This window comes from Corallococcus sp. CA047B (genome assembly GCF_003612065.1).
GTDB classification, from domain to species: domain Bacteria; phylum Myxococcota; class Myxococcia; order Myxococcales; family Myxococcaceae; genus Corallococcus; species Corallococcus praedator.
Genome location: NZ_RAWD01000237.1, coordinates 1 through 15,551 on the forward strand (window position 1 = coordinate 1; position 15,551 = coordinate 15,551).

General features: G+C 65.3%; 16 protein-coding genes and 1 tRNA gene. 10 read left to right on the forward strand and 7 right to left on the reverse strand.

The genetic code is table 11. The features are described from left to right. Positions 1 to 277: 277 nt before the first annotated feature. From D7X74_RS29375 to D7X74_RS29385, 3 genes are all read left to right on the forward strand, one after another. On the forward strand, positions 278 to 844 hold the full coding sequence (locus D7X74_RS29375) for a DUF1801 domain-containing protein (RefSeq protein ID WP_120536319.1): 567 nt from the start codon (positions 278 to 280) through the stop codon (positions 842 to 844). 260 nt (positions 845 to 1,104) lie between these two features. Then, positions 1,105 to 1,656: a DUF642 domain-containing protein gene (locus tag D7X74_RS29380; protein ID WP_158622313.1), complete on the forward strand. Its 552-nt coding sequence runs from the start codon at positions 1,105 to 1,107 to the stop codon at positions 1,654 to 1,656. Between the two features lie 268 nt (positions 1,657 to 1,924). Then, positions 1,925 to 2,590, forward strand: a complete 666-nt coding sequence (locus D7X74_RS29385) for a DUF4386 domain-containing protein (protein WP_120536321.1) — start codon at positions 1,925 to 1,927, stop codon at positions 2,588 to 2,590. Here D7X74_RS29385 and D7X74_RS29390 read toward each other — a convergent pair. Beyond that, on the reverse strand, positions 2,568 to 3,173 hold the full coding sequence (locus D7X74_RS29390; protein ID WP_120536322.1) for a Crp/Fnr family transcriptional regulator: 606 nt from the start codon (positions 3,171 to 3,173) through the stop codon (positions 2,568 to 2,570). The two genes, D7X74_RS29385 and D7X74_RS29390, sit on opposite strands and share 23 nt — an antisense overlap. A gap of 175 nt (positions 3,174 to 3,348) precedes the next feature. On the opposite strand from D7X74_RS29390, the gene D7X74_RS45360 reads away from it, so the two are divergent. Together D7X74_RS45360 and D7X74_RS44905 are read left to right on the forward strand one after the other, a co-directional pair. After that, entirely contained in the window at positions 3,349 to 3,531 is a 183-nt protein-coding gene (locus tag D7X74_RS45360; RefSeq protein ID WP_255424509.1) for an ATP-binding protein, read from the forward strand. Between the two features lie 153 nt (positions 3,532 to 3,684). Continuing rightward, entirely contained in the window at positions 3,685 to 3,933 is a 249-nt protein-coding gene (locus D7X74_RS44905; RefSeq protein WP_120536323.1) for a transposase, read from the forward strand. Between the two features lie 417 nt (positions 3,934 to 4,350). On the opposite strand, the gene D7X74_RS29410 is transcribed toward D7X74_RS44905, so the two are convergent. Further along, positions 4,351 to 4,620 carry a hypothetical protein gene (locus D7X74_RS29410; protein ID WP_147446718.1) on the reverse strand — a complete coding sequence of 90 codons (270 nt, stop codon included), beginning with the start codon at positions 4,618 to 4,620 and terminating at the stop codon, positions 4,351 to 4,353. After that, entirely contained in the window at positions 4,617 to 4,850 is a 234-nt protein-coding gene (locus D7X74_RS29415; RefSeq protein WP_120536325.1) for a hypothetical protein, read from the reverse strand. Before D7X74_RS29415 ends, D7X74_RS29410 begins: the two co-directional genes overlap by 4 nt. 411 nt (positions 4,851 to 5,261) lie before the next feature. Between D7X74_RS29415 and D7X74_RS29420 the strand changes: the two genes are divergently transcribed. Further along, positions 5,262 to 5,558 (forward strand): hypothetical protein, encoded by a 297-nt coding sequence (locus D7X74_RS29420; protein ID WP_120536326.1) that lies wholly within the window; start codon positions 5,262 to 5,264, stop codon positions 5,556 to 5,558. 441 nt (positions 5,559 to 5,999) lie between these two features. Next, positions 6,000 to 7,448: an ice-binding family protein gene (locus tag D7X74_RS29425; RefSeq protein ID WP_120536327.1), complete on the forward strand. Its 1,449-nt coding sequence runs from the start codon at positions 6,000 to 6,002 to the stop codon at positions 7,446 to 7,448. 342 nt (positions 7,449 to 7,790) lie between these two features. Here D7X74_RS29425 and D7X74_RS29430 read toward each other — a convergent pair whose 3' ends face one another. The 3 genes from D7X74_RS29430 to D7X74_RS29440 all read right to left on the reverse strand — a co-directional run bounded on the left by D7X74_RS29430 (position 7,791) and on the right by D7X74_RS29440 (position 12,257). After that, on the reverse strand, positions 7,791 to 8,882 hold the full coding sequence (locus D7X74_RS29430; protein WP_120536328.1) for an IS5 family transposase: 1,092 nt from the start codon (positions 8,880 to 8,882) through the stop codon (positions 7,791 to 7,793). A 77-nt stretch (positions 8,883 to 8,959) separates the two neighbouring features. After that, entirely contained in the window at positions 8,960 to 10,735 is a 1,776-nt protein-coding gene (locus D7X74_RS29435) for a diadenylate cyclase (RefSeq protein ID WP_120536329.1), read from the reverse strand. A gap of 565 nt (positions 10,736 to 11,300) precedes the next feature. Continuing rightward, positions 11,301 to 12,257 (reverse strand): IS630 family transposase, encoded by a 957-nt coding sequence (locus D7X74_RS29440; protein ID WP_120536330.1) that lies wholly within the window; start codon positions 12,255 to 12,257, stop codon positions 11,301 to 11,303. A gap of 165 nt (positions 12,258 to 12,422) precedes the next feature. Here D7X74_RS29440 and D7X74_RS29445 point away from each other — a divergent pair, with 165 nt between their 5' ends. The 3 genes from D7X74_RS29445 to D7X74_RS45365 all read left to right on the forward strand — a co-directional run bounded on the left by D7X74_RS29445 (position 12,423) and on the right by D7X74_RS45365 (position 15,383). After that, positions 12,423 to 14,021: an SIR2 family protein gene (locus tag D7X74_RS29445; protein WP_120536331.1), complete on the forward strand. Its 1,599-nt coding sequence runs from the start codon at positions 12,423 to 12,425 to the stop codon at positions 14,019 to 14,021. A gap of 446 nt (positions 14,022 to 14,467) precedes the next feature. Beyond that, on the forward strand, positions 14,468 to 14,974 hold the full coding sequence (locus tag D7X74_RS29450; RefSeq protein WP_120536332.1) for a hypothetical protein: 507 nt from the start codon (positions 14,468 to 14,470) through the stop codon (positions 14,972 to 14,974). 112 nt (positions 14,975 to 15,086) lie between these two features. Continuing rightward, complete coding sequence (locus D7X74_RS45365) at positions 15,087 to 15,383, forward strand: tyrosine-type recombinase/integrase (RefSeq protein ID WP_255424508.1); 297 nt, start codon at positions 15,087 to 15,089, stop codon at positions 15,381 to 15,383. On the opposite strand, the gene D7X74_RS29460 is transcribed toward D7X74_RS45365, so the two are convergent. Continuing rightward, positions 15,362 to 15,438 (reverse strand) — tRNA-Pro (locus tag D7X74_RS29460). The genes D7X74_RS45365 and D7X74_RS29460 overlap by 22 nt on opposite strands. Positions 15,439 to 15,551: the final 113 nt, after the last annotated feature.

A 15,551-nucleotide genomic window follows, 5' to 3' on the forward strand; every position in this document is an offset into this window, starting at 1 on the left:
ACCTGCTCCCCTGCCCCACGTCCCCGCGCGAAGCAGGCGCCAGGGGAGAGGAGGACGGCGTCGAAGAGATCCTCCCCGAAACGATCTACCGCCTGGGGTCAGGCCGCGAATGACGGGGACAAGGTGTCCTGGCCGAAGGGGCTCGACCGCACCGGGCACCGGCCGCCGACCGAGGCGGAGTGGACATGCTGGGAAACGCCTCCGAATGGGAATGTCGCGAGTCCTTCGTGTACACCACGGCGGGTCAGCGACGCATCGCACTCCAGGAGTGAAGACCATGGCAAGCAAGTCTCCCCGCAAGACGGCGAAGGCCGCGAAGAGGACAACCCCCAGGCGGAACGTGACGAAGACAACCAAACCGCGCAAGGCGGTCGCGAAGCCATCCGTCCGCGCATCCACCAGGACCGCGGCGAAGAAACCGTCGGCATCCAAGGCCACCGCGCAGCCGCGCCTCCTTTCTGGCGGCAACCCGCAGATCGCCAAGGGCGATGGTGACGCCACCGTGCAGGCCTACATCGCGGCCATGCCGGGCTGGAAGCGCGACGTCGGGCAGCGCCTCGATGCGCTCATCGTCCGCACCGTCCCCGGCGTGCGGAAGGCCGTCAAATGGAACACGCCGTTCTACGGAGTCGAGGGCCAGGGCTTCTTCCTCGGCTTCCATTGTTTGACCCGATACATCAAGGTGGCGTTCTTGCGCGGCAAACTGCTGCGCCCCCTTCCCCCTGGCGAATCCAAGACCCAGGAAGCGCGCTACCTCGACATCCACGAGGATGAACCGCTCGACGAAGCCCGGTTCACCGACTGGGTGAAACAAGCCAGCCGCTTGCCCGGCGAACGACTGTGAACCGCCGGCGAGGAAGGGCTTGACGTGCCGGTGTGAACTTCCACCCCGAGTGTTTCACACCCCAGGATGGCTCACTTCTTCTCGTGACGTGAAAAGACCCGCCTGTTTCAGCGCCGGACTCCTCACACACTCACAGAGCGATTAATGTTCACAGCGCCGATGCTCGGCACCGCGGGTCCGGCGGCGTTTGGGGAACGCCGAACCTCCGCGGCTCAACACGAAAGGTGAACATGCACATGATGAACTGGATTCGAGGGGGCATGGCTCTGGGGCTGGGGCTTGTGCTGGCGGGGTGTGGCGGTCCCGAGTCGCAGGAGGCCAACACACCGGAGCTGGGCGCGGTGCAGCAGGGCATCAACAAGGTCGCCAACAGTGGCTTCGAAGCGGCGCCGCCAGGCTCCTACAACTACACGGTCCTCACCACGGGCGCGACGACCCTGACCAACTGGACCGTGGGCGGCAGCATCAAGGTGATGCACAGCACGTACAAGACGCCGAACAGCGGGACCAAGTCCATCGACCTGAACGGCTACGGCGCGGGCAGCATCGAGCAGACCATCTCCACCGTGCCGGGCAATGGCTACACGGTGCGCTTCTACGTGGCGCTCCCGCCCAGTTGCACGGGCACGCGCAACGCGACGCTCACCTACGGCCCGTCCACGGCGAGCGTCTCCAACTCCCTGCCGGGTTGGACCCTGCGCACGTACGTCTTCACCGCGACGACCGTCAGCACGCTCATCAAGCTGCAGAGCACGTCCAGCGGCGTGAGCTGCGGCCTGGCCATCGATGACTTCACCGTGGATGGTCCGTGATCCACCCGTGATGACACGGGCCTGAAGTCCACGCGGCCCCGGGAGCGGTTCGCTCCCGGGGCTTGAACGGTGGTGTCCACGGAGGCTTCTCACGGCTCAAGCCGGGAAAGTGGGTCGTGGCCGGGAGGGGGAGACTTGCTGCTTCGTAGCGATGCGGCCCGGCAAGGGCGCCACGGGAACCGGTTTATTAACCCTCATCAATGCGGGCGAGGGCGCTCTCCCCCACTCTCGAGACCACAACGTCGCTGAACGTTCTGGAGCCCTCGCGATGAACACTCCCCGCCTTCACTCCCGCTCACTGGGAACCCTCTTTCTGCTTGCGTTCTTCGCCTACGGCATCGGCACCGCGCTCGTCACCTCCATCCTGAAGGAGCCGGAGCACCTGGCTGCGTTGGCCGGTCAGAGGACGCCGTTTGTCGGGGGCGCGCTGCTGCTCCTGTTGAACTCCCTCATCATCGTCGGGATTGGCGTGTTGTTCTTTCCGATACTCCGTGAGCGGAGCCCGGGCGTCGCCGTCGCGTACGTCTGCACGCGGGTCATGGAGGCGCTGACCCTCATCATCGGGGTGGTGTTCCTTCTGTGCATCCTCCAGCTCGGAGAATCCGCGCAAGGGCAGACGACGCCGGAGCTGGTGACCCTGTTCAGACTTTTCTCGAAGGGGAACTTCTGGGCGTACCAGCTCGCGATGATCATCCTGGGAGTCGGCAGCGTGGCGTTCTGCCTGTCACTGTACCGCTCCCGGCTTCTTCCCTCATTGCTCCCGCTGGTGGGCGCGGTGGGCTACGGGCTGCTGGCGTTGGGGGCCGTGCTCGAACTCTTCGGGCTGCCGTGGGGCATCCTCTTCTCCGGGCCCGGGGGCCTGTTCGAGCTGTTCCTCAGCGGCTGGCTCATCACCAAGGGGTTCCGGACGGTCACGCCTTCCGTCGCGGCGTAGCCGGCTTGCCGCGCGTGGCGATACGCTTCCGGATCCGGCTCAGCGACTCGGGCTTCACGCCGATATAGCTGGCCAGGTGGTACTGGGGAATCCGCTGGAGGATGCCCGGCCGCGTCTTCGAGAGCTTGAGGTAGCGCTGCTCCGGGGTATCGGTGAGATAGGAAGCGAACCACTCCTGCTGTTCCGCCAGGACCTTCTGCATCACCCTCCGGGAGATGCTCTCGAAGCGCGGGAAGCGTCGATACAGGTCCCCCTCGCGTTGCTCGGTGCCCACCACCACCGTGGTGTCTTCCGCGCAGACCAGGAAGTGCTCCGCCGGGGTCTGGTTCATCATGCTGTGAATCGAGAGGACCCATTCGTCCTCGGTGAAGAACCCGTTGCTCCGCTCTTCACCGTCCACGACGGAGTACTGGCGGACGCAGCCCTGGAGGACGAAGTAGGCCTCGGTGCAGACCTGGCCCGCCATGAGCAGGTGCGTGCCCTTCGGACAAGTCCTCACCACCATGCTGTCCAGGATGGCCTGGGCCTCCTCGTCCGACAGAGGAGCGATGCGGCGGAAGTAGTCGACGAGCTTGTTTTTCATGAGAGCACCGCGCGACCGGCGGGAATTCAATCATCCCACCGGGTCGGCGGACGTGGCCCGAAAAGAGGTGTAGCAGGCCGGGGTCACGGATCGCAGCCGGATCGCCCAAGCTGTTCGTAGCCGGGTCGGCCCAGCGGCTCGCCCCAGGGGCCCCACCGGCGTCGGCAAGTCCCACCTGGCCCAGGCCCTCGGCCACCGTGCCTGCCGCGCCGGCGCCCACGAGATTCTCCAGCAACTGCGCGCCGCCCGGGAAGATGCCACCTACGAGAAGCGCCTCGTGCGCTTCACCTCGCCCGAGCTGCTCATCATCGATGACCTCGGCTTGCGTGGCCTCACCCAGGATGAACCTGCATCATGACCTCCAACCGCTCCATCGAAGAGTGGCCGCCCCTCTTGGGTGGCCCGCTGATGGCCAGCGCCGCCATGGACCGGCACCTCCACCACTCCCACGTCCTCGTCATCGAAGGCGACGGCTTCCGCAATCCGCCTCCCACCCGGCGCCGCAGGGCGGATGCCGGCTACCAGGGGCCCGTGCTCGCGGACGCCGCGAAGGAGGCCGGACTGGAGGTGGAGACTGTCCGGCGGCTCCGAGGAGGACCGGGGCTTCGTCGTGCAAAAGCGCCGTTGGGTGGTGGAGCGCACCAACTCGTGGCTGACGCGCCAGCGGCGCCTGCCTCGCGACCACGAGCGTCACGAGCACTCGTCCGAAACCTTCATTCACATCACGATGACCGGTCTCATGCTGCGCCGCCTTGCGTAGCGGACCCATTCAACAGGCTCAGACGGGAGCGCGGCCTGAGCGGGCGTGTGCCGATGAGGGCTGCACGGCCTCCGCACAGGGCTGGCGCACAGCTCGGCGGCACCTGTCAGCGGCACGCCTCGCCCCCTCCGCACCAGCCCTCAACCTCAACAGGCCTTCTGTTCGCCCGATGCGTTGAAACTTGAAATCAATGGCTGGCGTTTTCATGAGACACCCACACGAGGAGTTTGACTCACCAGGTTGTCTCAAGCGGCTCGCTGTTCTATGTGGGGCTCCTCTGGCCGTGACTCGGGACGGGGGCCCAGAGACCTGCTGCGTGGGATTGAAGCGGCCAGAGCCTGGCCGCCCCGACTCCATGCCTCATGGTCCGGGCCCGGTGCCTGGAGCCGGTGGAGGATGCCGGTGACTCGGTGCGTCTCAGTCGGAGATGTCGTGCTCGAAGTGCTCCGTGACCGCGTACTCCTGCCGGTAGGCCTTGCCGTCGCGTTCGAACTCCTCGACCACGCTGCGGCCGTCTCCGGTCACGACGAGGCGGTAGCCGGTGTCGCCCGAGTTGGAGATGACATAGGTGCCCGGGAGAAGCTGGAAGACGGAGCGGGGCGGGCGGTCCGGGCAGCAGGCCGTCAGGAGGGTCGAGGCCAGGGCGCTCGTCAGCATCCCCGCGAGGACGATGCCGAGCCGCCTCATGGCTGCCTCTGGAGGCGCAGCTCCCGGTAGAGTTCGCCGGTGCCGCTGGTGGGCTTCGCTTCGAAGAGGACGGCCCTGGCGAATTGACCGGTCGCGTCGACGTCGGGTCGCGCGCCGCGCAGGCTGTAGATGGCGCCCGCCGAGCCGGGGCCTTCCTCCGGGATGATGGAAGCGCCATCGGCGGTGGCGGAGAGGAGCCGGAGCCGGACTCCCTCAACCTTGTCGATCAATGGATCACACACCCCTCCCTGCAACTTCGCGCCAGCGAACAACGGCCATCCGAGCGCGAGCCCCGCGCAGAAGAGTGCGGCGGAAAGGACGCTACGACGATGCGGTAGAGGAATGGGCATGGCGCGGAGTCTGGTCTATCCGCCAGCAGTGCGCAAAGCTGCGCGGCCACCATGAACCCTTCCACCGCCCGCCAGGGCACCCCGCATCGTGGCTGCACCCTGGGCTGGTTCGTGGAAGGAGACGGTCTCCCGGTGGTGGGGATCCAGGGCGTAGGCATTGGCGTCGCGGGGCGGCGGCCCCAGGTGGAAGGACTGGCATCCCGGTTCCACTGACTCTGCCTCGACCACCGGGGTTCGGCGCCAGCCAGCCGCCCGGCGAGGCGCTGATGGTGGAGTTGATGGCGCAAGGACGTGCTCGCGTTGATGGACGCGCAGGGCTGGTCGAGCGCGCATGTGGTGGGCCACTCGTTGAGAGGGCTGGTGGCGCTGTACCTCGCGCTGCTGTGCACGTTCGCACCGGGCGCGGTGCTGCCCCGGCTGACGCCGCGCATGCTCGCCCGTACAGGCCATCTCTTCGCCCGATGCGTCTGGGGGTTGTCGGTGCCCGCGAGCGGCGGGGTATACGCGTACGGCCCGAGCAGCACCTTCCCGACCGAGACCTGGAACGACTCCAATTGTTGGGTGGAGCCCGTCTTCCGCGTCCGCTGAGCCATCTGGCCACCGCTTCTGGCCGCCGAGCAACAACCCGACCCCGAAGCGGTCCTTCGCCATCCCCTGGATGTATTCAGGGCCACGGCGAGGGCATCACCGGAGACACGAATATATATCATTGAGGGCGCGGTTCCCACGCGACATGCCGCGGTCCGCAGGCACCTTCATCGTGGAGCGGTGGCGTGACGTAAACGTCCAGGACCGGACGAACCAGACCCGCGTCACCGTCGAGCACGTCTTGATCGCGTCATCCGTGGGGGCCGCAACGGGCGGCGATTTTTGACAATGTTTCTCGCACCATTGACGTAAGCGATTAACGGCATATATTGCTCACTGACTCCTCCCTGACGAGCCTCGCTCGGGGTAACGGATTCCTCCTGACGCACCGCCCTGGACTTGAAGCGTTTCGCTTCGTCCGCGGCCCCCCCCAGAGCCCCCATGCAATTCTTCATCGCAGGTTCCCGCCACCCGTCCGTCCGCGGCGGTCTTTCGGCCCGGCTTGGCCTCCTCCTGCTGGCGCTCGTCGTCGCCTCCTGTGGAGAGGAGACGGACGCGCCCCTGACACCGCCGCCGCCAGAGTTCACCTCGACGTCCCCTCTGGATGGACAGCCCGACGTGCCGCTCAACGCGACGCTGTCCGTGGCCTTCGACATGGCCATGGAGCCCCTGGGCGCGTCGACCTTCACGCTGAAGCAGGGGGAGACGCTGGTTCCCGGCACCGTGGCGACCAGCGCCGACGGCACGAGTTCGACGTTCACGCCTTCCAGCAGCCTGGCCGCGAGCACCGTCTTCACCGCCACCATCACCTCCAGCGCGAAGTCCACGGCAGGTGCCAGCTTCGCAGCGGCCCGCTCCTGGAGCTTCACGACGGGCGTGGCCGCCGATACCAGCCCTCCCAGGATAGGGGAGACGACACCCTCCGCGGATACCACCGACATGGCCATCAACCGGAAGATCACCGCGACCTTCAGCAAGGCGATGGATCCGCTCTCCCTCACCTCTGGCTCCTTCACCGTGCGGCAGGGTGACACGCAGGTGTCGGGTCGCGTGACGTACGGTCCCGGCACCACCGCGACGTTCACTCCCGAAAGCGCGCTGGCTTCCAACACCCTTTTCACCGCCTCGCTCGGCTCCGGCATCAAGGACCTGAACGGCAACCTGCTGGCGGAGCCCTTCGCCTGGAGCTTCCAGACGGGCGCCACGGCCGCGAAGGGGCCCATGCCGGTGTCGCTGGGCACGGCGGGCAACTTCGCCATCCTGGCGAAGAGCGGCATCTCTTCGGTTCCTGCTTCGACGGTGACGGGGGACATGGGCGTCAGTCCTGCCGCCGCCAGCTACTTCACCGGCTTCTCGCTGGTCGCGGATGCCACGAATGTCTTCGCGCTCTCTTCCCAGCTTGTCGGCAAGGCGTACGCCGCCAACTCCGCGGTGCCGACGCCCTCGAACCTGACCACGGCGGTCAGCAACATGGAGGGCGCCTACAACAACGCGGCGGGCCGCCCGACGCCCGACTTCCTCAACCTGGGTTCCGGCAACATCGGAGGGAAGACGCTCGTCCCAGGGCTCTACAAGTGGACGAGCACGGTGACCCTGCCGGCGGACGTGACCCTCTCCGGCGGTCCGAACGACGTGTGGATCTTCCAGACGACGGCGAATCTGACGATGAGTGCCTCCAAGCGCGTCACCCTGGCGGGAGGGGCGCTGGCGAAGAACGTGTTCTGGCAGGTCGCCGGCCGGACGACGGTCGGGACCGGCGCGCACTTCGCAGGTGTCCTGCTCTGCAAGACCGACGTCACCTTGCAGACCGGCGCGACGATGAATGGCCGCATCCTGTCGCAGACGAACGTGGCCCTGCAGCAGGCCACCGTGACCCAGCCCGCCAAGTAGGCGGGTGTTGAGCGCCAGGCCGCCGTTGCCCACATGCCCAGGCTCCCCTGCCTCGCCCCTGAGGGGAGCGCGGCTTGAGCGGGCGCGCTTCATCGCGGATGCACTGGCCACGCACTCGCTGGACAGCCGAAAGCAGGAGCTGCAAGCGCCCGTTTCCATCACCGCCATTCTCATACTGGCGGAACTCCGGCTTCATCAGGTCGAACGGGTGCTTCGCGGTGAGGACGACCCCCAGCATCTAGCAGGCTGTTGAAGAAGCCCGGCTTGCTGGCACGAAGCCGGGCTTCTCGTTGATTACAGTCTCAACCTTGTCTTCAGGAGGAGGCGGCGGGCGAAGAGCGCCTATGCGGCGGCCAGCCGCGCCATCCGCACCAGGTTGTACGCGGCGCCCACCAGATACGCCGCCAACTCCGTCCGCTCCCTGCCTTTGAAACGCGTCTTGCGGAAGCCTCCCACCGTCTTCATCCAGCCCCAGACCTCTTCGATTCGCTTCCGTGCCCGCTGGCTGAGGGCGTAGCCGGCGGGCCTCGTCGTTCGCCGGTCGATGGCCGAGCGGCGCCGAGGGTCCGTGGTCTGTGCAATGTGAGGCGTGCCCCCCATGCGCCGACAGTCAGCGACGAAGTCCGCCGTGTCGTAGCCCTTGTCGGCGCCCACGGAGGAGCGCTCGTTCCGGGACTTCAGCCCTTCGAGCATCATCACCGCCGCGTCGCGCTCGGCGAAGCCATCCGCCGGCATCACCGCGAGGTCCACGAGCAGCCCGTTGCGGTTCTCCATGACGCCATTGAGGCTGTAGGCCAGCCACGCCTCCTTGCCGTCGCCCTTGCGCGCGAGCCGCGCCTCCGGGTCCGTCTTCGAGACGTGCGTCGTGTTGCCTCGCTTCTGCCCGTGAAAGTTCACCGTCGGGTTGCCCTTGTCGTCGGGCGGCTCCCTCTTGTCGTCCTTCTCGTCCTTCGGGCGGAACGACTTCAGGGACGCCCAGGCCTTGATGAGGCTGCCATCCATGCTGAAGTGCTCATTGCTGGTGAGCCCCGCGCTTTGCGCCTGGTTCATCACCGCCATGAAGAATCTCCGCGCGACGTCATGCTCCAGCAGTCGGTCCCGGTTCTGCGAGAAGGTGCTGTGGTCGAAGGAGGCGTCCTCCATCCCCATATCGAGGAACCATCGGAACAGGAGATTGTAGTCGAGCTGCTCGCAGAACAGCCGCTCGCTTCTTACCGAGTAGAACGCCATGAGGAGGCAGGACTTCAGCAACTGCTCTGGCGGGATGCTCGGCCGGCCGGTGCCGCTGTACATCTCATCGAACGTCGGCGAGAGCGCTGCCAGTGCAGCGTCCGCCATGTCCTTCACCCTGCGCAGCGGATGGCCTGCGGGCACCCGGTCTCCCGGCGTCCTCAAGCTGAACAGCGTCGTCTGCTGCTTGGGCCGTCCGCGCATCGCTGCCTCCGATGCGCGGAAGACACCACGCCACGGTGCGGGGTGTCGATCCCTCGGAGGGGTTTCTCAACACCCTGCTAGCAGAAATAGGAGTCGTCCATCTCGGGATCCGGTGCGAATGGCTCCAGCTCCAGCCATATCTGGCCCCACGCAGTTGTCTGCTTGTGGAAGTGTTCAACCAGCGCATTGGCCTCCAAGCACTCGTTCGCGTTCAAATAGAACCGTAGGCTGCTCAGCTGCCTGAGCCACAAGCCGATCCGATCCGGATGCGGTGCGGCCGCAAGCTCACGCCCCTGAGCCAGCACGTCCTGGATGAGCCGGCGCGGAATCTGCGGACGCAGCATGGGTATGACGTCCAGGGTCGCGTCCTCGGAGAGGACGACCGCCATCACCGGCGCGGAGCTCGTCCGGGTCTCTACGTAGCGGATGGCGGAGTTATACCGAGCCCCCCGAGCGGGCGTTCCGTCGAGGCTCGCCAATCCATCCAGGATCACGCCAATGGCATGACAGACACCGTGCAAGTCCAGTAGCACCGCGCCATCAATCGCCGTTACCCGTTGAACGATGTCGTGGCCCAGCAGCGTAGGCTTCACTGGAGTGGCCTGGTTCGCGAGCCGTTCTGCTTCCTGGGCCGCGAGCGAACTGATGATGATCAGTGCGCCGTGCTTCTGCCCGCCTGCGAGCGCGATTGTTCTCCAGATCTCGTCCGGCTTCAAATCGGGCGCGTTCTTGAAAACCCTGCGGAGGTTGCGTGTGAATTCCTCCTGGCTGATGGGTTCTCGCGCCAGCTCCGGAACTCCATCGGTCACCTGCATCAAGCGCTGGTTGGCATGCCAGAGGGTCCACCGATGGTGGTCACGGAAGGCCACCACGAATAAATCCTCCCTCCCGGGGTCGTAGCCTACGCAGGAGTCACTGCCGATGGACCCGAGACCGTATAGCTCTCGCCCATCGCAGAGGACGCTGATGTCATCGGAGGCCATCTGCAGAATCTTCCGCGCCCAGCGGGACTGGCCGAGCGGCACCGGCTTGCGCAGCCTCAGGGCCTCGCGGACCGCTGGGTGGCCCGGGCGGGCCAGCACCATGCGTCCCAGGCCAATACTTCCCTCGTAGCGCATGGCCGAAATTTGATTACAGGCATCGAATAACTGTCCCACCGCATCCACCCGATCGCCTACCCACTCCGCAGCAGCCATGAAGTTCCGCGCAGCCTCGTACAGAATATCCCGCGAATTCCGCTTGAAGCACTCGCGCGCGTTATGTCCCGGTGCTGGCCGTGATAGCTCGCGGGTCGCCTCCGCGATGAGGGCCCAGGCCGCAGCCTCCGAGAGCCCCCGTGTAAGGCCTTGCCCTCGATGCGGAACCTCTGAGCGATGAAGCAGGCTGGTGCGCGCAAGTGCCGCGGCATCCAGGTGCAGGACAGGCACCACATCGTATGAGCCTACCGGACTCGGCATGCCGCAGAACGAGACCGTGTGCTCTCGCGCGTCATAGGCCTTCATGCGGGATTCGATGGCTGCCCTCAATGCGCCCGCCCGAACCCGGGCCGGCCATTCCGTATTGGCCTCGTCGGACCCGAAGGCGATGTTCTCGTTGTTCTTCAGGAACCGAGCGGACGACTCCTCGATCTCGTGGCCGAGCCCCTCGAACAAGCCAAGTTCCCAGGGACCTCCCTCAGGATCGATGCAGACCGGGTGTTCCGCTTTCTCGCCGGGACGTCGGACACCCACCAGGAGGGTCGAGCGAAAGAGACTTGGCGCGAGCTGCTGAAACAGCTTTTCGCCCGCGCTGCGAAAGCAGACGCGGAACACGTGCTGCCACTTCCACATGAACAAGGTGATTTCTTCGCTCATCGCGCGTGAACGCCAGGGGGATGGGAGGCCTGTTCTTTTCGGCGAGGCTCAGCGTACAAGAAAATTCCAAGGAGCGCAGCGACTGCCCTTTACGCTGATGCTCGATGACCGGCTTGAACACACGCAGTCACGCGAGGGGAATGGCCCGCGATGGGCCATTTCTTCGTTATGGCCTTGTCACGGTCCGCAGGGCGGGCTCAATCCACGAGCGCCTCGCCGAACGCGTCCGACCGGCGGAGTTCTATGACCGGGTGGACTGGGCGCTGGACATCTCCGGCGCCAAGCCGTTGTTGCTGGAACTCGACGGCGTGCCAGCCGGGAAGCTGGTGCTCTGGACCCGGAGAGCCAGGGCGTCCTGCGTCGGCGCCCCGAGTGGTCATGGCAGGACGTCGAGAAGCTCATGGGCCCGGCTCCCGGCGAGCTTCTCTTCAGGGTCCAGCTCCGCCGGGCGGGCGTGCTGGAGTGAGCTACTGCGCGCGGCAGTTCACCTCCAAGACGGGGCCCTGGACGAAGCACTTGCCCTCATTCCCCGAGTCGCGTGCCACCTGCAGCGCTAGCACGGTGATCACGGCGGCTGAGGCGGGTAGCCGCAGTAGGCGAACCAAGCGGCTGCATCCTGCGGCCGCACGGTCGAGAGCGCGTCACGCATGGCCTCGATGAGGGCAGTGTAGGTTCGTGCGCCGATGGCCCGCAGGCGCGTCTTCACCTTCAGCCAGCACGACTCGATGGGGTTGAGGTCGGGGCTGTAGGGCGGCAGGAAAAGGAGGTGGGCCCCGCGGCTGCGAATGAGCGCCTCGACAGCGGGCCGGTGATGGACGCTGAGGTTGTCCAGGATAACCACGTCGTGGGGCTTGAGGATGGGCACAAGCCCCTCGCGGACGTAGGTCTCAAAGCGTTCGCTATTGGTGGCGCCCTCAAAGATCAGCATGGGCCCCATTCCTTGCCGCGTCAGGTCCCCAATCATCGTGAGGACTTGCCGGCGGCCCATCGGTACGCAGCCGCGTGTTCGCTGCCCTCGCCGGGCACGCCCATAGCGGCGAGTCATGGTGAGGGTGGCGGCGGTCTCATCGATGAAGTGGAGCTGCGAAGGCTTCAGCTCGGAGGCTTTATCCAGGTACCGCCGTCGCGCTTGGCGACTCTTCGCCAGCCGCCGCTCGGAGGCGAGGAGCGACTTTTTACGTGTGTAGCCCAGGCGCCGGAAGGCACGTCCCATGGTGGGGCGGCTCACCCGCACGCCTGTCGCCGCGGCACAGGCATCTGCAATCTCCTGGGTGGTGCTGTCGGGCTTGGCGTCCAGCAACCGCTTCACCTTGGCCAACTGCGCATCCAGGATTCGGTAGTGGGGCCGAGGGCCGGGACGCAGCGGAGCGAGGGAGTGCGTGCGCTTCCAGCGGCCGACGAGCCGATCAACCGTCGCGACCCCTACCGGAAACCTCCTGGCGATCTCTGCCCACGTTCCCTCGTGTGCCAGGTACGCCTCGAGAATGCGTTGCCTCAAGTCCATCGACAGTGGAGCGCCCATAGCCCCAATTTGAGGACTCTGGAGCGCACTGCCTTGCTCCTGTGCCCCGGGACGGACCGATTCAGGGCTGCGCTATTTGCTTCGCACGATCAGCATCCGTGAGCGCCGTTGTAGCTGGAGGCACTATGCTTCAACCTGCTCCTGCTCAAAAGGAAGGCGGCGCCGATGACCTCAAGCCCGAGAATGACGAAATCCGGTCAGCCCATACCCGCGACCGTCCAGTTCCTCAGGAACGCGCTCGACGAGCACTCCATCCTCTGGGTGGGTGCAGGTGTCTCGGTCGCTGCAGGGTACCCATCGACTGGAGCGCTGATCGCCAGGATGCGCGAGCGAGCCGACGATCCGCTCCCAGACGGCGACTTCACCGAGATTGCCGACGCCTTCATCGCCTCCCGCAGCAGATCTTCCCTCTCGGCACTCCTGCAGGAGCAGTTCGCGACGCCTCGCCCGCCCACGGACTTCCACTACGCAGTCGCACGCTTGGCCCAGCAGGAGCGTATCCAAACCATCATCACCACGAACTACGATGACTTACTGGAGACAGCGCTTCGAAGCACCGGCACGCCCGTGCTCAAGCAGACCCTCGAACAAAACTCCAAGCTGCCCCACACGCAGGGGGTCCGCCTACTCAAGCTGCATGGCTCTTTTGAGGATTGGCGGAACATCGTCATGTCCGGGAGGTCCTACAAGGAGTTCAACGAGCGCTACGCTATTCTCCTCGATCAGCTCGACGTTCTCTGCGCTCAGTTCCCCCTGCTCTTTGTCGGAGCATCCCTTCAGGATCCACGAATCCTGGAGTGGCTGCATGCGCGTTCACCAGCACAATGCGAGGAACTCCATCCCTGGCGCGCACTCATGACCCAGAATGCATGGAGCGAAGTGGAGAAATTCGAGTGGAAAGAAATTCGCGCGGGAGAGGAGCTTTCGCGCACTTCCTTCCGTCCCGTGATCCTGCAGGATCACGCGGAGCTTCAGCGACTCTGGAAAGAAGCGAGCCCACCGCCGCCAGCAGCAATTGCGCCTCCGGCTACAAAGAAACCCGCTTCCAACCTACTTGCGAACATCCAGCCCCCGCAACTCGACATCTTCTGGAAAGCTTGGTTGGACAAGAGCCTGCCCAGCCCCGACCTCGGGGAAATCACGGCCTTCATGTCGGATGCGCTGCTCCGGCTCAAAGCCGGGGCCCAACCCGTATTCACCTTGAACCTCCCTCGAATGAACGAGGCTCAAGCGTATGTTGAGGAACTCAATACGCGCAGCAACCTCTCGCCCGAGGAGCGGGCCCGGAGGGCCGGTGCCATCGAGTCCTTCGAGTTCCAGCACCGGATTGCCATGAGGCTGCAGCAATGTATCGAATTCCTACTGGATGAGTACATCACCCAAAGTTCTGATTGGGGCCTCATCAGCACTGCTGAGCTGGCAGTGGTACTGCAGGGGATTCTTGAGTGCCGCTTCCACAGATCCAGCTTCAGGCTGGACCTCATGTTCGACAACGGAAGCGAACTCTACGTCCCTGTTGCCACCACAGACGAGGAGTTCAATAAGCTTATGGGACGTGCGCCTCATGCGCCTCCGCCTGAAGAGGAGGCTCTGCGCTGGAAGTTCGTGTGGGACCACCCGCCTTTGATAGGGATGCCCAATTGGTTCATCCATGGCACTGCCCTCCCGGCCATCCTTTATGAGCTCATTATCAAAAAAGGAATATCACCGGAGGGCTACGGGCCCTCGTTGAAATCGACTCGCTGGGCAGTGGGCCTGCACTGACCGGCTTACTGACGTCCTGACGTGTGGCCGCGCTGTCAGGAAAATCTCCGCGCCTTGGCGGAATAAGGACCGAGGAGAAGGCTTCGTCCCCGTAGCTGTCGGTGTACGGGCAAGGCGAGTTCAGTCCGGCGGGAAGGGGGTGAACGCCATGCTGAACGCCGTGAGGAAACTGCTGGCCTCGACACTCACCCGGAGGATGACGTCAGCCGTCCTCTTCGCCCTGGCCGAGCATCTTCGGGAGCGGGTGAGGCACGGGTAGTAGTGCCCGGGGAGGAGTCGCGCTGCGGATGAAGCGGGACTCCTCTTGCCTTTGGAGAAGGCCGCATTGTCGAGATGCGGCCACGTCATTCACCCCAGGGGAAACTGCACAATGACCAAGGCCATCAGCCTGTCCGCTGAGCTGGCCGAGGTGAGGTGTGCCATCGAGGGGGCGCACTTCATCGCGGATGCACTGGCCACGCACTCGCTGGACAGCCGGGAGCAGGAGCTGCAGGTGCCTGTCTCCATCCTTCTACCTGCTGCCCCGGTTCGGCGAGCTGCGGCTGGACACCATCCCCAACGCCAAGGTGGCGAAGCTCAAGGCGGAGCTGGTGGACCGCAGCCCGAAGACGGTGAACAACGTGCTGGTGGTGCTCAACATGGTCTTCAAGACCGCGCTCAAGTGGGGCGTCATCGAGCAGATGCCGGCCACCATCGAGCTGTTGAAGGTGGCGCCCGCCACCATGGAGTTCTACGAGCCGTACGAGTTCGAGCGGCTGGTGGACGCGGCGGCGAGGGTGGACCACCAGCACCTCGTCTTCATCCTGCTCGGCGGCGAGGCGGGGCTGCGCTGCGGGGAAATCATCGCCCTGGAGCAGACGGACGTGGACCTCACCCGGGCGTCATCCACGTTCGCCGCTCGGAGTGGGACGGGCACGTCACCCTGCCCAAGGGCGGACGGGCCCGGCAGGTGAACATGACCGCCCGGCTGGCGGACGCCCTCCGCAAGCAGCGGCACCTTCGAGGCGATCGCATCCTCTGGCGGGCTGACGGCCACGCAAAGGTCACCCAGGTGCTGCTGAACAAGTGGATGAGCCGCATCCAGCGGCTGGCGGGGCTGAAGGTGACGGGGGCATCCACATCCTCCGCCACACCTTCTGCTCCCGGCTCGCGATGGTGGGAGCCCCGGCGAAGGCCATCCAAGAGCTGGCCGGGCACCAGAACCTCTTCACCACCCAGCGGTACATGCACCTAAGTCCGGCGGCCAAGTCGGCGGCCATCCCGATGCTGAAGGCACCAAAGCAGGAAGCCCCAAATGAAAACGGGCTGGAGACCTTGAGATCTCCAGCCCGCTTCACTGATGGTCGGGGAGACAGGATTTGAACCTGCGACCCCTTGGTCCCGAACCAAGTGCTCTACCAGGCTGAGCCACTCCCCGATATCCAGTGCTGCGCCAGGAACTGCCCTTCGGGCCCGGCGAAGCGGAGGCGGATCTATCCGACCCGCTTTCCTGAGTCAACGGCCTCTTTTGCCCGCCCCTTCCCCCACGTC

Coding starts and splice junctions, on each gene's coding strand:
- D7X74_RS29385 (WP_120536321.1), top strand. CDS start 1,925: ATGAACACTCCCCGCCTTCACTCCCGCTCACTGGGAACCCTCTTTCTG.
- D7X74_RS29390 (WP_120536322.1), bottom strand. CDS start 3,173: ATGAAAAACAAGCTCGTCGACTACTTCCGCCGCATCGCTCCTCTGTCG.
- D7X74_RS29440 (WP_120536330.1), bottom strand. CDS start 12,257: ATGGGCGCTCCACTGTCGATGGACTTGAGGCAACGCATTCTCGAGGCG.
- D7X74_RS29380 (WP_158622313.1), top strand. CDS start 1,105: ATGGCTCTGGGGCTGGGGCTTGTGCTGGCGGGGTGTGGCGGTCCCGAG.
- D7X74_RS29430 (WP_120536328.1), bottom strand. CDS start 8,882: ATGCGCGGACGGCCCAAGCAGCAGACGACGCTGTTCAGCTTGAGGACG.
- D7X74_RS29435 (WP_120536329.1), bottom strand. CDS start 10,735: ATGAGCGAAGAAATCACCTTGTTCATGTGGAAGTGGCAGCACGTGTTC.
- D7X74_RS29425 (WP_120536327.1), top strand. CDS start 6,000: ATGCAATTCTTCATCGCAGGTTCCCGCCACCCGTCCGTCCGCGGCGGT.
- D7X74_RS29450 (WP_120536332.1), top strand. CDS start 14,468: ATGCACTGGCCACGCACTCGCTGGACAGCCGGGAGCAGGAGCTGCAGG.
- D7X74_RS44905 (WP_120536323.1), top strand. CDS start 3,685: ATGCCGGCTACCAGGGGCCCGTGCTCGCGGACGCCGCGAAGGAGGCCG.
- D7X74_RS29410 (WP_147446718.1), bottom strand. CDS start 4,620: ATGAGGCGGCTCGGCATCGTCCTCGCGGGGATGCTGACGAGCGCCCTG.
- D7X74_RS29375 (WP_120536319.1), top strand. CDS start 278: ATGGCAAGCAAGTCTCCCCGCAAGACGGCGAAGGCCGCGAAGAGGACA.
- D7X74_RS29445 (WP_120536331.1), top strand. CDS start 12,423: ATGACCTCAAGCCCGAGAATGACGAAATCCGGTCAGCCCATACCCGCG.